16 protein-coding genes and 1 tRNA gene are annotated in these 15,367 nt (G+C 61.6%); 11 read left to right on the plus strand and 6 right to left on the minus strand.

What is annotated here, in order from left to right:
- Positions 1 to 34: 34 nt before the first annotated feature.
- The 3 genes from ABI796_RS07015 to ABI796_RS07025 all read left to right on the plus strand — a co-directional run bounded on the left by ABI796_RS07015 (position 35) and on the right by ABI796_RS07025 (position 2,711).
- On the plus strand, positions 35 to 1,231 hold the full coding sequence (locus tag ABI796_RS07015; protein ID WP_141286164.1) for a glycosyltransferase: 1,197 nt from the start codon (positions 35 to 37) through the stop codon (positions 1,229 to 1,231).
- Between the two features lie 83 nt (positions 1,232 to 1,314).
- Positions 1,315 to 1,388: transfer RNA gene (locus tag ABI796_RS07020), tRNA-Ile, on the plus strand.
- A gap of 132 nt (positions 1,389 to 1,520) precedes the next feature.
- The gene (locus ABI796_RS07025; protein ID WP_141286166.1) at positions 1,521 to 2,711 is read left to right on the plus strand and encodes an acyl-CoA dehydrogenase family protein; all 1,191 of its coding nucleotides are present in this window, start codon (positions 1,521 to 1,523) and stop codon (positions 2,709 to 2,711) included.
- Positions 2,712 to 2,786: 75 nt separating this feature from the next.
- Here ABI796_RS07025 and ABI796_RS07030 read toward each other — a convergent pair whose 3' ends face one another.
- Complete coding sequence (locus tag ABI796_RS07030) at positions 2,787 to 3,296, minus strand: M23 family metallopeptidase (protein WP_141286168.1); 510 nt, start codon at positions 3,294 to 3,296, stop codon at positions 2,787 to 2,789.
- Positions 3,297 to 3,703: 407 nt separating this feature from the next.
- Here ABI796_RS07030 and rpsB point away from each other — a divergent pair, with 407 nt between their 5' ends.
- The 6 genes from rpsB (at position 3,704) to ABI796_RS07060 (ending at position 8,609) form a co-directional block, all read left to right on the plus strand.
- On the plus strand, positions 3,704 to 4,576 hold the full coding sequence (rpsB, locus tag ABI796_RS07035; RefSeq protein ID WP_017199410.1) for a 30S ribosomal protein S2: 873 nt from the start codon (positions 3,704 to 3,706) through the stop codon (positions 4,574 to 4,576).
- 122 nt (positions 4,577 to 4,698) lie between these two features.
- The gene (gene tsf / locus ABI796_RS07040) at positions 4,699 to 5,535 is read left to right on the plus strand and encodes a translation elongation factor Ts (RefSeq protein ID WP_141286170.1); all 837 of its coding nucleotides are present in this window, start codon (positions 4,699 to 4,701) and stop codon (positions 5,533 to 5,535) included.
- Between the two features lie 121 nt (positions 5,536 to 5,656).
- Positions 5,657 to 6,394 (plus strand): UMP kinase, encoded by a 738-nt coding sequence (gene pyrH, locus ABI796_RS07045; protein ID WP_014921238.1) that lies wholly within the window; start codon positions 5,657 to 5,659, stop codon positions 6,392 to 6,394.
- A 116-nt stretch (positions 6,395 to 6,510) separates the two neighbouring features.
- Positions 6,511 to 7,068: a ribosome recycling factor gene (frr, locus tag ABI796_RS07050; protein WP_011774219.1), complete on the plus strand. Its 558-nt coding sequence runs from the start codon at positions 6,511 to 6,513 to the stop codon at positions 7,066 to 7,068.
- Positions 7,068 to 8,003 (plus strand): phosphatidate cytidylyltransferase, encoded by a 936-nt coding sequence (locus ABI796_RS07055; RefSeq protein ID WP_141286172.1) that lies wholly within the window; start codon positions 7,068 to 7,070, stop codon positions 8,001 to 8,003. Before frr ends, ABI796_RS07055 begins: the two co-directional genes overlap by 1 nt.
- A gap of 21 nt (positions 8,004 to 8,024) precedes the next feature.
- Positions 8,025 to 8,609 carry a DivIVA domain-containing protein gene (locus tag ABI796_RS07060; protein ID WP_141286174.1) on the plus strand — a complete coding sequence of 195 codons (585 nt, stop codon included), beginning with the start codon at positions 8,025 to 8,027 and terminating at the stop codon, positions 8,607 to 8,609.
- A 6-nt stretch (positions 8,610 to 8,615) separates the two neighbouring features.
- On the opposite strand, the gene ABI796_RS07065 is transcribed toward ABI796_RS07060, so the two are convergent.
- The 5 genes from ABI796_RS07065 to ABI796_RS07085 are packed head-to-tail and all read right to left on the minus strand — an operon-like array spanning position 8,616 to position 13,112.
- Entirely contained in the window at positions 8,616 to 9,305 is a 690-nt protein-coding gene (locus ABI796_RS07065) for a hypothetical protein (protein ID WP_141286176.1), read from the minus strand.
- A 49-nt stretch (positions 9,306 to 9,354) separates the two neighbouring features.
- Entirely contained in the window at positions 9,355 to 10,821 is a 1,467-nt protein-coding gene (locus tag ABI796_RS07070) for a cation acetate symporter (RefSeq protein WP_141286178.1), read from the minus strand.
- Positions 10,818 to 11,180, minus strand: a complete 363-nt coding sequence (locus ABI796_RS07075; RefSeq protein ID WP_141286180.1) for a hypothetical protein — start codon at positions 11,178 to 11,180, stop codon at positions 10,818 to 10,820. Before ABI796_RS07075 ends, ABI796_RS07070 begins: the two co-directional genes overlap by 4 nt.
- The gene (locus tag ABI796_RS07080) at positions 11,177 to 11,896 is read right to left on the minus strand and encodes a LytTR family DNA-binding domain-containing protein (protein ID WP_141286182.1); all 720 of its coding nucleotides are present in this window, start codon (positions 11,894 to 11,896) and stop codon (positions 11,177 to 11,179) included. Before ABI796_RS07080 ends, ABI796_RS07075 begins: the two co-directional genes overlap by 4 nt.
- Before the next feature lie 22 nt (positions 11,897 to 11,918).
- The gene (locus ABI796_RS07085; RefSeq protein ID WP_141286184.1) at positions 11,919 to 13,112 is read right to left on the minus strand and encodes a sensor histidine kinase; all 1,194 of its coding nucleotides are present in this window, start codon (positions 13,110 to 13,112) and stop codon (positions 11,919 to 11,921) included.
- A 208-nt stretch (positions 13,113 to 13,320) separates the two neighbouring features.
- Here ABI796_RS07085 and ABI796_RS07090 point away from each other — a divergent pair, with 208 nt between their 5' ends.
- Positions 13,321 to 13,701: a DUF485 domain-containing protein gene (locus tag ABI796_RS07090; protein WP_141286186.1), complete on the plus strand. Its 381-nt coding sequence runs from the start codon at positions 13,321 to 13,323 to the stop codon at positions 13,699 to 13,701.
- Positions 13,698 to 15,317: a cation acetate symporter gene (locus tag ABI796_RS07095; protein WP_141286189.1), complete on the plus strand. Its 1,620-nt coding sequence runs from the start codon at positions 13,698 to 13,700 to the stop codon at positions 15,315 to 15,317. Before ABI796_RS07090 ends, ABI796_RS07095 begins: the two co-directional genes overlap by 4 nt.
- Positions 15,318 to 15,367 lie beyond the last annotated feature (50 nt).

A 15,367-nucleotide genomic window follows, 5' to 3' on the forward strand; every position in this document is an offset into this window, starting at 1 on the left:
GCTGTCCGCACCGTGACCATCAGGAGTTCTCCACGTGACCATTCCCGACACCACCAAGCCCCTCACCATACTGATTGCGGCGGATACCTACCCGCCGCACGTCAACGGTGCCGCCCAGTTCGGCTACCGCCTGGCCAAGGGGATGACGGCACGCGGGCACAACGTGCACGTATTGGCCTGCCGTCCGGACACGGGCAAGAGCTACACCGAGTTCCGCGATGAAGCCACCGTTCACCGGCTGCGCTCCCATGGCGTCTTCACCCATGAGTACTTCCGCATCTGCTTCCCTTGGGAAATCAAGAAGGAAATCAGCCTTCTTTTCGACAAAGTGCAGCCGGACGTAGTGCACATCCAGAGCCACTACATGATTGGTGAGCACGTTCTTTACGAGGCCGTGAAGCGTGGCATCCGGATTGTGGCCACCAACCACTTCATGCCAGAGAACCTCAATCCGTTCCTTCCGTTCCCGCAGTGGTTCAAAGACATCGTTGGCCGGATTTCCTGGAAGGACATGGGCAAAGTCATGGGCCAGGCGGACGTGGTCACCACGCCCACGCCCCTCGCTGCCAAGGCCATGCATCAGCATGCTTTCCTGCGGAAGGTCCTGCCCCTTTCCAACGGCATCGATTCCTCCGCCTATGAGCTGCAGCCCGGTGAAGCCATAGAGCCGCACGCCAACCCCACGGTTCTGTTTGTGGGCAGGCTTGCCGAGGAAAAGCACATTGACGTGCTGATTGACGCGGTGGCCAAGACGCCCCGTGAACTGAACGTAAACCTGGAAATCGTGGGCGGCGGGGAAGTTCGTCCTGCCCTTGAAGCACAGGTTGCCAAGCTTGGGCTGGGGGACAGGGTGAGGTTCCTCGGACTCGCCAGTGATGAAGACCTGCGGGAGGCCTACATCAAGGCCGATATCTTCTGCATGCCCGGTACGGCCGAGCTTCAGTCGCTGGTGACCCTGGAGGCCATGTCCGCCTCCACGCCCGTGCTGTTGGCCAACGCCATGGCCCTGCCGCATCTGGTACGTGACGGCGAGAACGGCTACCTCTTCACCCCCAACGACAGCACTGAGCTTGCCGGCCGGATCACCCAACTGGTGAAGCTTCCCCAGGACGAACTTGAGGCCATGGGCAAGCTGAGCCGGGAGATGGTGGAACCGCACAGCATCAACACCACCCTCCAGACGTTCGAGGACCTCTACCGGGGCGCATCCTACGAGGACATGGTGGTGTGACACAAGCACTCCCCATTAGCTATTAGTATTGCTAGAGTGCTTTGCCCGGAACCGCTGCTTTGCGGTGGCTCTCCGGGCGTCACGGGGCTATAGCTCAGCTGGTTAGAGCGCGGGACTCATAATCCTAAGGTCCTCGGTTCAAGTCCGAGTAGCCCTACATTCACACGGGAGCCGTGGCCGACGAATCATGTTCGTCGGCCACGGCTCTTTTGCGTTCCCCCACAGGTGCGGTATGTTACTGATCAGTAACTTAGTCTTGGTCGCAGGTGACCACCCTGAAGGAGCGAACATGTCCAACGCTGCATTCGACGCCACAACCCTTCCGTATGCCGATGGCGACTTCTACGCCTTTGAGCAGATGCTGACCGGAAAAGAGCAGGACCGCCTCGCCGAAGTCCGCGAATTCCTGGCCCGTGAAGTCAAGCCCATTGCCGTGGACTGCTGGAACCGTGGCGAGTTCCCGATGGACCTCATCCCGAAGCTTGGCGAACTGGATCTGGTCAGCCCCGTCCGTCGCCAGGGTTACTCCAATCTGTTTGCCGGCATGCTCCACGCTGAAGTGACCCGCGCCGACGCCTCGATTGCCACCTTCATGGGTGTCCATGACGGCCTTTTCACCGGCTCCATCGAGGCGCTGGCGTCGCAGGAGCAGAAGGATGCTTGGCTGCCGGACATCTACTCCCTTAAGAAGATCGGCGCCTTCGGCCTGACCGAGCCCTTGGGCGGCTCGGATGTGGCCGGTGGAACGCGCACTACTGCCAAGCGTGACGGCGATAACTGGATCCTCAATGGCGCCAAGCGCTGGATCGGCAACGCGACCTTCTCCGACTGGGTGGTCATCTACGCCAAGGATGTGGCCGACAATCAGGTCAAGGCATTCCTGGTGGACACCACTGTGCCGGGCTACTCCGCCAGCAAGATCGAGAACAAGATCTCCCTGCGCACGGTGCAGAACGCGGACATCATCCTGGACAACGTTGTGGTGCCCGACTTCTTCAAGCTCGCCAACGGTAACAGCTTCCGTGACACCAACAAGGTTCTGAAAGTGACCCGCCTGGCTGTCGCCTGGCAGGCGGTGGGGCTACAGATGGCAGCCTTTGACGTCGCCCGCAGCTACGCCGTTGAGCGCCAGCAGTTCGGGCGTCCGCTGGCCGCTTTCCAGTTGGTGCAAAATCAGTTGGTCCAGATCCTCGGAAACACCGTAGCTTCCATGGGAATGATGGTTCGTCTGGCCCAACTCGAAGACGCGGGTGTGGCCAAGGATGAGCAGTCGGCTCTGGCGAAGGCCTTCACGACGGCACGCATGCGCGAAAGCGTTGCGCTGGGGCGCAGCATCCTGGGTGGCAACGGAATCGTCACGGACTACGGAATGGCCAAGATCTTCTCCGATGCCGAGGCCATCTACTCCTACGAGGGCACTCACGAGATCAACACCTTGGTGACCGGCCGGGCTATCACAGGCGTCTCGGCAATCGTCTAGAACGTTTGCTGGCCTGGCGGGACCCAAACACGTGGACCTGGCTAGAGGGGACTCGCAGGAGCGGCAGCAGGGGACTCACAGGAGCGGCAGCAGGATGGACGGCCGCATGTCCTCCACGAAGCCCAGTGGATTGACGTAATCCTCTCCATGCCGCACGCCCCAATGCAGGCAGGCGACGTGGCCGCAGTGGCCGGCGGACAGGCTTCCGATCGCCTGCCCTTTGCGGACGGCGTCACCGGCTTTCAGCTCGCTGGTCACTGGTTCGAAACTGCTCTTGAGGCCGTTGCCTTGATCGATAGTCAGTACCGGGCGGTCAACAACGGTGCCTGCAAACGTCACCACACCGTCGGACGGCGCGGTGACCGGTGCGGCGTCGGACGTTGGTCCTAAATCCACGCCCCGATGCCCGCTGAGCCACGGCTTGTCCGGAGGGTCGAACGTCCGCAGGACGGACGGCTTGGGGGAGAGTGGCCAGCTCCAGCGGGTCTCGGGCGGGGATGGCTCTGGCGTGGGCGCAGTGGTGATCGCCCCTCCCATGACAACGAGGGCCAGAATGGTGGAGGTAAAGAGCTTCAAATGGGCCATGGATCCAGCCTTCCGTGATGGCGAAGGAGAAGCGATCCCCGGGTTGGCTTATGTGGACAACTGAGGGTCGCGTGCGGTCAAAGCGGTGGGCCCGTTGTAGTACACTAAGTGGAGCAGTTTGCTGTGCCCTCAAGCTAGTTCAGGAGCATGTCTCATTCAGATATGTGAGGGTCCCAGGCTGACTACGCGTATCCAGCCCTCCACCAGCGAAGCCTCATGGTTTTGTGCTGCGGGGGATTGTGCCTCTTGCGGTCCGGCTGAGCTTAGGTTCCACGCCGGATGAGAAGTGCAATGGATGCCAGGAGCCACGCCCGTCCGGGCAAAGGCTAAACAACCGTCAACTATTGGCAGGGTAAGAGCAGCCCCATGGGCTCTCTCATGAATGACCTGCCGGAAGGAGCGTCGGCATGCCCGTCGTAACTATGCGCCAGCTGCTTGACAGCGGCGTCCACTTTGGACACCAGACCCGTCGTTGGAACCCGAAGATGAAGCGCTTCATCTTCACGGAACGCAACGGCATCTACATCATTGACCTTCAGCAGTCGCTGTCCTACATCGACCGCGCTTACGAGTTCGTCAAGGCTACTGTCGCCCACGGCGGCACCGTCCTGTTCGTTGGCACCAAGAAGCAGGCTCAGGAAGCAATTGCCGAGCAGGCTACCCGCGTTGGCCAGCCGTACGTCAACCAGCGTTGGCTGGGCGGTATGCTCACCAACTTCCAGACCGTTGCCAAGCGTATCCAGCGCATGAAGGAACTCGAAGAGATCAACTTCGACGACGTCGCCGGCTCCGCTTACACCAAGAAGGAGCTCCTGCTCCTCAAGCGTGAACTCACCAAGCTTGAGTCCAACCTCGGCGGTATCCGCAACCTGACCAAGGCTCCCTCGGTTCTCTGGGTTGTTGACACCAAGAAGGAACACCTTGCTGTTGACGAAGCCAAGAAGCTGAACATCCCCGTTGTTGCCATCCTGGACACCAACTGCGATCCCGACGAAGTTGACTTCCCGATCCCGGGTAACGACGACGCCATCCGCTCCGTCAACCTGCTCACCCGCGTTGTTGCCGACGCCGTAGCTGAGGGCCTCATCGCCCGTAACCAGCGCGCAACCGGCACCACCGAAGCTCCGGAAGAGCCCCTGGCTGAGTGGGAGCGCGAGCTCCTCGAAGGCAGCAAGGCCGAAGAAGCAGCGGCAACCGAGGCCCCGGCAGCAGAAGCTCCCGCAGCTGAGGCTCCCGAGGCAACTGAAGCTGCAGCCGGCGAAGCCGAAGCAGCCAAGTAAATCTGGACCTTCCCTGATGCCCTGAACGGCGTTGGGGGCAACTGACAGGATGGCGGCTCACAGGGTGGGCTGCCGTCCTGTCAGTTATGTAAACACACAAATTTCTAGACAGAGGGGTTCACATGGCGAACTACACTGCTGCTGACATCAAGGCCCTGCGCGAGCGCACCGGCGCCGGCATGATGGACGTCAAGAAGGCTCTTGACGAAGCCAACGGTGACGCCGAGAAGGCCATCGAGATTATCCGCATCAAGGGCCTCAAGGGTGCTACCAAGCGCGAAGGCCGTTCCACTGCTGAAGGCCTGGTTGCTGCCAAGGTCAACGGTGGCGTTGGCGTAATGATCGAGGTCAACTGCGAAACCGACTTCGTGGCCAAGGCTGACAAGTTCATCCAGCTGGCTGACAAGGTCCTCAACGTTGCAGTCGAGTCCGGCGCAGCCGACCTCGAGACCCTGCTGGCCACTGAGGTTGACGGCAAGCCGTTGTCCGAGGTTGTTGTTGAAGAGGGCGCAGTCCTCGGCGAAAAGGTTGTTGTCCGCCGCATCTCCCGCGTTGAGGGCACCACCGTTGACGCTTACCTGCACAAGACGTCCAAGGACCTTCCCGCCCAGGTGGGCGTACTGTTCGCTGTTGACGGTGAAGGCGAAGCCGCTGCCACCGCCGCTCACGACGTCGCTGTACACGTTGCTGCCATGGCTCCGAACTACCTGACCCGCGAAGACGTCCCGGCCGAACTGGTCGAGTCCGAGCGCCGCATCGCCGAAGAGACCGCAAAGGCTGAAGGCAAGCCCGAAGCTGCTCTCTCGAAGATCGTGGAAGGCCGCGTGACCGGCTTCTACAAGGGTGAAGTTCTGGTTGACCAGGCATTCGCCAAGGATTCCAAGAAGACTGTTGCACAGGTCCTCGAAGAAGCCGGCGTCAAGGCAACCGCAGTATCCCGTTTCCGCGTAGGAAACTAGTACTACATGAAAAGGGGTGGTCACTTCGGTGGCCGCCCCTTTTTCATGCACCCGTCCGGGTAGTACCTGCGCGGACCCACAGCACGATAATCTAGCCAGAGTCCACCAACGGGAAGGCACCATGGAAACCGTCAACACTGCTATCCAGCCCGAGAAGACCCGTCGACGTGTACTTCTGAAACTTTCCGGCGAGGTGATCGGCGGAGGCAAGCTCGGCGTCGATCCTGAGACAGTACGCGCCATCGCCAAGCAGATCGCGGCCGCTGTCACTGAAGTCGAAGTAGCGATCGTCGTAGGCGGTGGTAACTTCTTCCGCGGCGCTGAACTGTCGCAAAGCGGGATGGACCGCTCCCGCGCAGACTACATGGGCATGCTGGGCACCGTGATGAACTGCCTGGCGCTGCAGGACTTCCTGGAGCAGGCCGGGGTTGAAACCCGCGTCCAAAGCGCCATCACCATGGGCCAGGTTGCAGAGGCCTACATTCCGCGCCGGGCCATCCGCCACATGGAAAAGGGCCGGGTGGTCATTTTCGGCGCAGGCGCCGGTCTGCCGTACTTCTCCACGGATACTGTCGCAGCGCAGCGTGCCCTTGAAGTGCACGCCGACGTGGTCCTCATGGCCAAGAGCGGCGTGGACGGCGTGTACACCGCAGATCCCAAGAAAGACCCCACGGCCGAGAAATTGGATGTCCTCAGCTACGACGACGCCCTGCGCCGTGACATCCGGGTCATGGACCAGACCGCTATGACCATGTGCAAGGACAACAGCCTGTCCATGGTGGTCTTTGGCATGGAGGGCGAGGGCAACGTAACCCGTGCCATCCTCGGCGAAACGCTGGGAACCCTGGTTACTCCCTAGCAAGGGCTAGGATATTTCTAGGACCGTCCGCCCATAGTGGCGGATCTTTACTGTGCATTGCTTTACTGTGCATTGCCGCCTGAAGTTGGGCAGCAACTATTTCTGAGGAGAAACCCGTGATCGAAGAGACCTTGCTCGAAGCCGGCGAGAAGATGGACAAAGCGGTGGAGGTAGCCAAGGACGATTTCGCCTCGATCCGTACTGGCCGGGCCAACCCCGCCCTCTACAACAAGGTGATCGTGGAGTACTACGGCACTCCTACTCCGCTGCAGCAGCTGGCCTCCTTCGGTGTGCCGGATGCCCGGACCATCCTGATCACCCCCTATGACAAAACCGCATTGCGTGACATCGAGAAAGCCCTGAGCGACTCCGAGGTTGGCGCCAATCCTTCCAATGACGGCAACGTCATCCGCGTGACCATCCCGGAGCTCACCAAGGAGCGCCGCAAAGAGTACGTGAAGATCGTCAAGGGCAAGGGTGAGGACGCCAAGGTATCCATCCGCAGCATCCGTCGCAAAGCCAAGGATTCCCTGGACAAGCTCGTCAAGGATGGCGAAGCCGGTGAAGACGAGGGTGCACGCGCTGAAAAGGAACTCGACGCCCTGACCAAGCAGCACGTGGACAGCATCGACGAACTGCTCAAGCGCAAGGAAGCCGAGCTGCTCGAGGTCTGATGAACCAGGCTGAGCCGGCGCCCGCTGAGCGGGTCCCGACACGCGATACCCCCAAACGCGTCAGGCGCGTGCGGAAGAACCCAACACCAAAGGCGGGCCGGAACCTTCCAGCTGCGATCGGCGTCGGGCTTGCCATGCTTTTGGCCGTTTTGGGTGGATTGCTGTTCCTTCCGCTGGGATTTGTCCTGCTCACCACTGCTTTCGCGGTGTTGGGTGTGTGGGAGGTTTTCCGGGCGCTTGAGGCGCAGGGAACCAGGATGCCGATTGTTCCCGTAATGGTCGGCAGCCTGGTGATGCCGGTATCGGCCTACTTCGGCGGGCTTGAAGGTTTGCTTTTCACCATGACGGCGAGCTCCGTGGCCGTTCTGCTGTGGCGTTCCATTGAAAGTGCTGCCGGGGCGCCGCGGAGTGTGTTTGCCGGTGTGTTCACCCTGGCGTGGATTCCGTTCCTCATCAGCTTTGCATCGCTGTCCCTGCACACCGCCAGTGGACCAACTCCGGTGGGTTTTTGGCCGGACGGCATCCCTGAAGGAGCCTGGCAGATTGCGTCCATGCTGCTGCTGGTGGTCTCCAATGACACGTTCGGGTACATCGTGGGGGCATCATTCGGCAAGCACCCCATGGCGCCGAAGATCAGCCCCAAGAAGTCCTGGGAAGGGTTCGCGGGGTCCGTCGGCGGAGCCATGGTCATTGGCGTCCTGGCCTGTATCTTCCTGCTTGACCGGCCTTGGTGGGTTGGTCTTGTGCTGGCCGTGGGCATGGTGGCCGCAGCAACCGCCGGAGACCTCGCCGAGTCCATGGTCAAGCGCGAACTTGGCGTCAAGGATATGAGCAGCATCCTGCCCGGCCACGGCGGTGTCATGGACCGGCTGGACTCCATCGTGTTCGCAGCCCCTGTAGCCTATGTTCTGTTCGCGCTGCTGAGCGGCGTCTGACAACCCAATGAAGGAAAACTAGTGGCCTTGGATATTCGACGCCAGATTCCCGCAACGTTTGATCGCGTGGAGCGCAGCAAGTACGGCTATAACGCCAAGCAAGTGGACGAGTTCCTCCAGCGCGCCCGGACATCGTTTGAGAACCCGGTTGGCACTGCGGACCAGGTTGCCAGCGCAGACGTCAGGGCGGTGGCTTTTGACCCCGTCAAGGGCGGCTACGACGCCAACAGCGTAGATGCCGCACTGGACCGGCTGGAAGATGCGTTTGCCCGCCGCGAGAGGGATGACCTCATCAGCCAGCAGGGCGAGGAAGCCTGGTTGAGGCAGATCGGCAAGCTTTCCGGCATTCTGCGCGGCAGGCTTCACAGGCCCGACGGCGAGCGGTTCCGTCGCCCGTCCGGGAAAAGGACCCGTAGCTACAATGTGGAGGACGTCGACGCCCTGTGCGAGGAACTCATCGGTTACCTTGAGCACGATCAGGCATTGAGCGTGGACACAGTCCGCCGGGCTGTTTTCCGCGCTGCCAAGGGTGCTGAGGGTTACGAAGAAGCCCAGGTGGATGCCTTCCTGGCCCGTGTTGTTGAGCTCATGGCGGCTATTGACTAATCCGGGCTAGACGGGGGTCGGCGAGATCGGCGGATTGTTCTTGAATGCCTGATCAAAGGCCCGCTTGCCCACCAGCATGGAAACCATGGAGAACGCCAAGGCCACCACAACGGCAGCGGACACAAAGGCAACCATGGGTAGCCCCAGTGCCAAAAGTACAGATCCGGTCCATAACGCCAGGAGCGCAGAGTTGGCCGTGACCATGAAGATCATGCTGCTGCCCGCGAGTTGGATGAGGGAACTCCGGGGGCCCAGGAAGTAGTAGGTGCGGCTGACGCCCGCCATATCGTCGTAGTAGCTGGCCATGAAGTACTTGGCTATGCCCGGATCGAGGTCCACGTAAGCGGCACGCAGCCTGTTCATGGCCACCACATACATCAGGTCCTCCATGCCGACGTTGAGTACGCGGATCTGTGTCAACAGGCCAACCACAACGTCGATGCTGAAAATCGTCAGCGCGAAGGCCCTGAACGCATCCGAGAACTGGGTGGCGTTACCTACCAGCGCCACGCTGAGCAGGCTTGCCGAGGTAAACGTCAGGAACATGCTGATGCGGGTGAGGACTTCGCCTTGGGTGGTGCTCCTTGATGCCAGCAGGCTCCAGTGCTCCGTGGCCAGCAATTGCGCACGGATGCTGGGCGATAACTCCGGAGGGGGCGGTGGTTCCGTACTGGCCGCACCCGGTTCCTCGGACATGGCGCCATTGTCCACCCTGCGGGGGAAACGGACAACGGCTTTGCTGCCGCTATCTCTCCGTCACTACCGGCCGCTCCGGCACGTGCAGGCGCGACATCACCCGGTTCACCGTTTTCGGAACGCGGTTTTTGGTCATGATGGACACCGTGACGGTTACCGCGAACGCAGCCGGAACGCTCCACGCCGCAGGCTGTGCCAGCCACGCGGGGGCATTCCCGGGGCCCATGAGGGTACCGGCCACCATAGCTCCGCCGCAGAGCAGCGCCCCGGTCAGCATGCCTGCAATAGCGCCGGCATCGGTGAGTCCGCGCCACCAGATCCCCAGCAGCAGCAGCGGGCAAATGGTGGATGCCGTGAACGCAAATACCAAGCCCACGCTTCCGGCCAGGGCAAGAGTGTCGGTCATCAAGGCAAAACCCAAAGGCACGACGGCGGCAAGCACCGCGGCGAGGCGGAAGCCCTTGACGCTTCCTCCAAAAAGGTCCTGGCTGATGACGCCGGACAGTGACACCACCAGCCCGCATGTGGTGGACAGGAAGGCGGCGAAGGCACCGGCCACGACCAGGGCAGAGAGGAGGTCACCGGCCATGCCTCCCACAAGCCTTCCGGGCAGCAGCAGGACCAGGGCATCGGCCTGGCCGGACTGTGCCAGTTCCGGGGTGAACATTCTCCCGAGCGCCCCGGAGAGCGTAGGAAAGAGATAGAACACCGAGAGCAGCCCCAACACAATCAACGTTGTCCGCCGGGCTGATTGGCCGTCCGGGTTGGTGTAGAACCTCACCAGCACGTGGGGGAGGCCAAGGGTCCCGAAGAGCAGGGCTACCAGCAGCGAGATGTGCTGGTACGCTCCGGCAGCACCTTGGCCGGTGGGGTTCACTGGCAGGGGCGCCAGGGGCTGGGCATCGTTGCCGGCAAGCACCAGCAGAACGAAGATCACCGGTACTGCCAAAGCGGTCAGCTTCAGCCAGTACTGGAAGGCCTGAACAAAAGTGATCGAGCGCATGCCCCCTGCGGTCACGGTCAGGCACACAACCACTACTACCGCCGTCGAGCCTACCCACGATGGCAGGCCGGTGGTGATCCGGATGGCGAGCGCTGCGCCGTGCAGTTGCGGCACGATGTACAGCCAGCCTATGGCCACCACCATGAGGCTGGTCACCCGCCGGACCAGCTTGGAGTCCAGGCGTGCTTCGGTGAAATCCGGAATGGTGTAGGCGCCCGAGCGGCGCAGGGGAGCGGCCACGAAGAGCAGCAGCATGAGGTAGCCGGCGGTGTACCCCACGGGGAACCACAGGGCATCGGTTCCCGAGAGCAGAATCAGTCCGGCGACGCCCAGGAAGCTGGCGGCGGAGAGGTACTCGCCACCGATCGCCGATGCGTTCCACCAGGGCGGGACCGTCCGTGAGGCTACGTAGAAGTCGCCGGTGGTCCGTGAAATGCGCAGGCCGTAGAAGCCAATGACGGCAGTTGCCAGGGACACTGCCAGGAAAGCGAAGAGGCCAACGGCAGGGTTCACTTGTCCTCCACAAGGTCCCGGTAGCGGGCCTCATTGCGGGCTGCTGCCCGGTTGTAGAGCCAGGCACTCAGTCCGATCACGGGGTAGATGCCTGCGCCAAGCACCAGCCAGTCCAGGGGAATGCCGGCGATCCGGGTTTCGGCGACCCCGGGACCGTAGACCAGGAAGAGTGCCAGAACGGCGAGAATTATCAGGAACCCACAGGCCACCACCAGGGCCAAGCGCAATTGGGACCGGATCAGGGAGCGGACAAAGATCCGTCCGGCGTCTGAGTCCTCGGTAATTTCCCTTGGATATGCCGACTTTCCGGGGGCCGTTGTGGCCGATTGGCGTGGGGCCGTTACGCGGACGCGTGTCATCCTTGCGGCCGGATGCGGGTGGAGTGCAGTTTGTCCCTGACCGAGGGCAGGTGCCTGCGGCTGATGGGTAGTTCAGCCCCCGACACCGCAACGCTGGGCCCCGTAGCGGAAAGCTTGAGGTGCTGTACGTGGTTCAGTGCGATGAGGTAGGAACGATGGATCCGGATGAATCCGGCGTCCGCCCACTTTTGTTCCAGATCACTGAGCGGTACCCGGATGAGATAGCTGGCTTCGGCGGTGTGCAGCCTCGCATAATCGCCTTGGGCCTGCACATAGGTGACGTCGTCCCGGCGGATCATGCGGGTGGTGCTGCCCAGGTCCACCGTGATCATCTCCGGCGCGGGTGTGCCGTCCTTGATGAGCTCACTGATCCGGTCCACGGAACGCGCAAGCCGCTCGGCGCGGAGGGGCTTCAGAAGGTAATCCACGGCGGCGAGGTCAAAGGCTTCGAGTGCACAGTCTTCATCCGCGGTGACGAACACGACGGCGGGCGGACGGCTGCTGCGGGAAATGGCCCTTGCGATGTCCAGGCCTGAGAGGGCGGGCATGTGGATATCGAGGAAGACAGCGTCCACGGCCTCTGTTTCCAGGGTCCGCAGCGCTTGGGCACCGGAGGATGCACGGTGGATTGCGCCTATGCGCTCATCCCGGCCCAGGAGGAAGGCAAGTTCCTCTACGGCGGGCAGTTCGTCATCAGCGACGAGCACGTTGATCATGATTAATAGACTAGCCGCAGCCTCAAGCGTCGTGATCGGGCTGGGATTTGGGCACCCGCATGGTGATCATGGTGCCTTCACCCGGAGCCGTGTCAATGACCAGCCCGTGCTCATCCCCGTAAACCTGCCTGAGGCGGGCGTCCACATTCCGGAGCCCCACGTGGTCACCGTCCGTATGTCCGGCGAGCACTGAGCGCAGATGCTCCGGGTCCATTCCCACGCCGTCGTCTTCTATGGTCACTTCGGCGAACGCACCTGAATCATTTGCGCAAATGGTGATGTGTCCGGGGCCTTCTTTGGCTTCCAAACCGTGCCGGACGGCATTTTCCACCAACGGTTGGAGGCTGAGGAAAGGGATGACGGTGCTGAGGACTTCGGGGGCGATCCGCAGGCTGACTTGGACCCGCTCGCCAAATCTGGCCCGTTCCAGCAGGAGATAGCGATCTATGCAGCGAAGTTCTTCGGCCACCGTGGTGAAGTCCCCGTGCCGCCGGAACGAGTACCGGGTGAAATCGGCGAATTCCACCACGAGCTCCCTGGCCCGGGCTGGATCGGTGTTGATGAAGGAGGCTATGGCGTTCAGGGAGTTGTAGATGAAATGAGGGCTGATCTGCGCCCGGAGTGCCCTGACTTCGGCTTCCATGAGGAGGGTGCGGGAAGATTCCAGCTCTGCGAGCTCCAACTGCGCGGCAATCCAGTCAGCCACTTCGCTGGTTGCCCTGACCAGCCCGGCTCCTGCCGCAGGAGCCAGCGCAGCCACCGAACCCACCACCTTGGACCCTGCGCGGATCGGAGCGATCACAGCGCTGAAATCGTGGTGATGATCGGAGGTTGCCGGATGACCGGCACGGGGAACCACTACGGTGCGGCCGGTACTGAGAACTTCTGCCGCGAGCCGCATCAGCGTTGGCCGGAGGTCCTCTGCCGCACCGTCCCAGGCCAGCACGGAGTCGGTGTCCGTGATGGCCAGCGCATCGCATCGCAGCAGGATGCGCAGTTGCTTGCTGGCCTTGGCCGCGCCGGCGGGGTGGAGGCCCCCGCGGAGGTGCTGGCCGGCCTTGGACGCTGCGTGAAGGGTGGTGTACGTTGCGCGCTCAGCGTCTGTGCCCAGATCGCGGAACGAGCGGATCACTTTGAGGCCAACACCCACCACCACGGCCACTGCCAGCACAATCACGGCGATCGCGGCTGCGGTGAAGAGCGGGGAATCAGGCATGAGCCCAGCGTAGCCGGACGTTCTCCAGGAGTCCGCCTGCGGTTCAGCCGGGACTTCGCAGCGAACCGTTTGGCGCATCATCACAACCGCTGACCGACGGCAGTCCGCGATTCACTGGAACAGGTGCCGCAATGCATTCGATAGTGATTGCAGTCACATTGGCAAAGCATGTGGAGCTGATGTGGACACATCACAATCAGGAGGAACCATGGGTAATGACGCCCAGCCCCAGGACGCAACCGCGTCCGTGGACTTCCAGGAAGTCCAACAAACGGAAAGGTTCAAGACACTGCGCAAGCGGCATCGCAGCTTTGTCTTCCCCATGGCAGTGGTATTCCTGCTCTGGTATTTCGCCTACGTTCTTTTGGCCGACTACGCAGTGGGCTTCATGTCCATCAAAGTGTGGGGCAACATCAACGTCGGCCTGATACTGGGCCTGCTGCAGTTCGTCACCACCTTTGGCATTACGGCATGGTACGTGAGCTACTCCAACAGGAAGCTGGACCCGATCGCTGCTGAAATCCGCAACGAGATTGAGGGCCACGAATTCGATAAGGACGGCAATGTGAACAGCGGGGCAGCCAAATGAACACCATGGTCCCCACAGCGGTCAATGTTGAAGCCCTCAAAGACACAACCCTGCTCAACATGGGCATCTTCGCCCTCTTCGTAGCGGTCACCATGGTGATCGTGTTCCGTGCGAGCAGGAACAACAAAACGGCGGCTGATTACTATGCAGCAGGGCGGTCATTCACAGGTTCCCAGAACGGCACGGCCATTGCCGGAGACTACCTTTCGGCAGCGTCCTTCCTGGGCATTACCGGTGCCATTGCCATCAACGGCTACGACGGGTTCCTGTACTCCATAGGCTTCCTTGTTGCCTGGCTTGTGGCCCTGCTCCTGGTGGCTGAACTGCTCCGCAACACCGGCAAGTTCACCATGGCGGACGTTCTGTCCTTCCGCCTTCGCCAGCGGCCCGTCCGGATTGCGGCGGCGCTGTCCACCTTGGCGGTCTGCTTCTTCTACCTGCTGGCCCAAATGGCGGGTGCAGGCAGCCTGATTTCGCTCCTGTTGGGCATCAGCGACTGGGGCGGTCAGGCACTGGTGATCATCGTCGTCGGCGCCCTGATGATCATGTACGTCCTGATCGGCGGCATGAAGGGCACCACCTGGGTTCAGATCATCAAAGCCATTTTGCTGATCGCCGGCGCGGGAGTCATGACAGCCATGGTGCTGGCCATCTACGGCTTCAATCTCTCAAGCCTGCTGGGCTCGGCAGCCGAAGCGGCCAACAACCCGGCAATCCTCAACCCGGGCCTGCAATACGGCAAGACTGAAACATCCAAGCTCGACTTCATGTCCCTCGGCCTTGCTTTGGTCCTGGGAACCGCTGCGCTGCCTCACGTCCTCATGCGCTTCTACACTGTCCCCACAGCCAAGGAAGCCCGCAAGTCCGTTGTGTGGGCCATCTGGTTGATTGGCCTGTTCTACCTCTTCACCCTGGTGCTTGGCTACGGTGCAGCAGCACTGGTGGGCGCCGAAACCATCAAATCCGCGCCGGGCGGCGTCAACTCCGCTGCGCCTCTGCTGGCCTTCCACTTGGGAGGTCCGCTCCTCCTGGGCTTTATCTCGGCAGTCGCCTTTGCCACCATCCTGGCCGTGGTGGCCGGCCTGACCATCACTGCGGCAGCCTCCTTCGCCCACGACATCTATGCCAATGTCATCGCCAAGGGAAAAGCCGATGCAGTCACCGAAGTGAAGGTAGCTCGGCGTACGGTACTGGTGATCGGAGTCCTGGCCATCCTTGGCGGCATCTTCGCCAACGGCCAGAACGTAGCGTTCCTGGTGGCGCTGGCTTTCGCAGTAGCAGCATCAGCAAACCTGCCCACCATCGTCTACTCCTTGTTCTGGAAGAAGTTCACCACCCAGGGCGCAGTATGGAGCATGTACGGCGGCCTTGCTGCGGCCATCTTGCTCATCACGTTCTCACCGGTAGTTTCAGGGGCCAAGACTTCCATGATCCCGGGGGTGAACTTCGCCTTCTTCCCGCTGAGCAACCCGGGCATTGTATCCATCCCGCTGGCCTTCTTCCTCGGCTGGCTCGGAACAGTGCTGGACAAGCGGCGCGAAGACCCGGCCAAGCAAGCCGAAATGGAAGTGCGCTCGCTGACTGGAGTTGGTGCTGAGAAGGCAGTAGACCACTAACTGCGCTACCACCATGCCATCCACAATGGGCTCCTCCTGCGAATAGTCGC

Origin of the sequence: Paenarthrobacter aurescens (assembly GCF_041549525.1) — a bacterium.
Lineage (GTDB): Bacteria > Actinomycetota > Actinomycetes > Actinomycetales > Micrococcaceae > Arthrobacter > Arthrobacter aurescens.

What these genes read in the sequence shown, in the direction of transcription:
- tsf (WP_141286170.1), top strand. Translation starts at nt 4,699, where the DNA reads ATGGCGAACTACACTGCTGCTGACATCAAGGCCCTGCGCGAGCGCACC.
- ABI796_RS07025 (WP_141286166.1), top strand. Translation starts at nt 1,521, where the DNA reads ATGTCCAACGCTGCATTCGACGCCACAACCCTTCCGTATGCCGATGGC.
- ABI796_RS07085 (WP_141286184.1), bottom strand. Translation starts at nt 13,112, where the DNA reads ATGCCTGATTCCCCGCTCTTCACCGCAGCCGCGATCGCCGTGATTGTG.
- ABI796_RS07095 (WP_141286189.1), top strand. Translation starts at nt 13,698, where the DNA reads ATGAACACCATGGTCCCCACAGCGGTCAATGTTGAAGCCCTCAAAGAC.
- ABI796_RS07080 (WP_141286182.1), bottom strand. Translation starts at nt 11,896, where the DNA reads ATGATCAACGTGCTCGTCGCTGATGACGAACTGCCCGCCGTAGAGGAA.
- ABI796_RS07075 (WP_141286180.1), bottom strand. Translation starts at nt 11,180, where the DNA reads ATGACACGCGTCCGCGTAACGGCCCCACGCCAATCGGCCACAACGGCC.
- ABI796_RS07055 (WP_141286172.1), top strand. Translation starts at nt 7,068, where the DNA reads ATGAACCAGGCTGAGCCGGCGCCCGCTGAGCGGGTCCCGACACGCGAT.
- rpsB (WP_017199410.1), top strand. Translation starts at nt 3,704, where the DNA reads ATGCCCGTCGTAACTATGCGCCAGCTGCTTGACAGCGGCGTCCACTTT.
- ABI796_RS07090 (WP_141286186.1), top strand. Translation starts at nt 13,321, where the DNA reads ATGGGTAATGACGCCCAGCCCCAGGACGCAACCGCGTCCGTGGACTTC.
- pyrH (WP_014921238.1), top strand. Translation starts at nt 5,657, where the DNA reads ATGGAAACCGTCAACACTGCTATCCAGCCCGAGAAGACCCGTCGACGT.
- ABI796_RS07030 (WP_141286168.1), bottom strand. Translation starts at nt 3,296, where the DNA reads ATGGCCCATTTGAAGCTCTTTACCTCCACCATTCTGGCCCTCGTTGTC.
- ABI796_RS07065 (WP_141286176.1), bottom strand. Translation starts at nt 9,305, where the DNA reads ATGTCCGAGGAACCGGGTGCGGCCAGTACGGAACCACCGCCCCCTCCG.